The organism is Dietzia sp. DQ11-71 (assembly GCF_014144995.1).
Lineage (GTDB): Bacteria > Actinomycetota > Actinomycetes > Mycobacteriales > Mycobacteriaceae > Dietzia > Dietzia kunjamensis.
The window spans coordinates 1-1,355 of the sequence record NZ_JAALDT010000485.1 but is presented as its reverse complement, the minus strand read 5'-3'; the positions used below and the strand labels follow the sequence as shown (position 1 = coordinate 1,355).

At 71.4% G+C, this 1,355-nt stretch carries 1 protein-coding gene; it reads right to left on the bottom strand.

The genetic code is table 11. The annotated features are described in order from the left end of the window. Positions 1–108: 108 nt before the first annotated feature. Complete coding sequence (locus G6023_RS15035) at positions 109–1,038, bottom strand: amidohydrolase family protein (protein ID WP_096906202.1); 930 nt, start codon at positions 1,036–1,038, stop codon at positions 109–111. Positions 1,039–1,355 lie beyond the last annotated feature (317 nt).

Sequence of the window (1,355 nt, the reverse complement as noted above, 5' to 3'; positions counted from 1 at the left end):
GCGCCGACCTCCGCGCCCGCTCAGGACACCCCGCCTGCCCCGGACGCGTGGGCCCCGGCCCCGGCCGACCCCGCACCGAGCCCGGAGATCGGCTACCCGGGCGCGGAGTCAGAGCCCGAACAGCCTCGCGGCGTTTCCGTGCCACACCGCCCGTAGCCAGTCGTCGCCCATCCCGAGCCCGGCGAGGGCCTCGAGCTGGTGCGCGTACGGGTACGGGATGTTCGGGAAGTCCGTCCCCAACAGAACCTTGTGGCCCAGATCGGCCAGGCGACCGCGCTCGTCCTCTGGAAACGGCATGGTCTCCTCGACGAAGTCCGTGAACGCCATCGTGGTGTCGAGGTAGACGTTCTGGTACCGCTCGGCCAGATCGAGGAACTCCGAGTACTCGCCCATGCCCATGTGGGCGACGATCAGCGGCAGCTCAGGGAACTGCTCGAGCACCGCAGCCACCGGCTCAGGTCCGGTGAACTCGCCCGCCACGGGCCCGGACCCGCAGTGGATGACCGTGGGCACCTGCGCCTCGGACAGCACACCCCACACCGGTTCCAACAGCGGGTCACGGGGGTCGTACTCGCCCACCTGGATGTGCGACTTGAACACCCGTGCCCCGGCGTCGACGGCATCCCGGACGTAGTCGGCCGCCGCCGGCTCGGGATAGAAGGTCGCCGTGTGCAGACAATCCGGGTGCCGGGAGGCGAACTCCGCGGCCCACGCGTTGAGCCAGGCCCCCATCTCGGGCTTGTGCGGGTACAGCATGGACGAGAACGCCAGCACCCCGTACGAGCGCAGCCGCTCGACCCGCTCGTCCTCGGCCTCCCGGTACGTGATGGGCCAGGGACGCCCGATCTTGGGGCCGGCGGCGTCGAAGTAGTTCCACACCTTGTCCATGACCCGCGTCGGCATGAAATGGGTGTGCACGTCGATGACCCCCGGCAGCCCCAGCGGCTCCCACAACGCGCGGACCTGCGCTGCCTCGACGGCGGGATCGGGCGGGGACACGGTCCCGGTGAGGGTGGCGGCGCCGTGGTGTTCACACATGTCACCGAGGGTATGTCAGAGGCGCCGACCCGCAGGGCGATCGGGCGTCCACGGCCATCGCTACCCCCGGACGCAGACGACCTCCCGGTCACGACACGAATCCGCCCCTCGGTATGCGATCCGCCCGCGGGCGCCGCAGCGCGTATCAATAGTCGGAGGGCAGATCGAGGCGGCTCGGGGCGGATCGAGGCGGCCCGGGGCGGCTCGGGGCGGCTCGGGACGGATCGGAGGGCAGATCGCGATCCGGGGAGCGGATCGGAGGGGCGGCTCAGCGCCGGGCGGCGGCGATCCGTTCGCGGCGCAGCTGCTCGACCGCG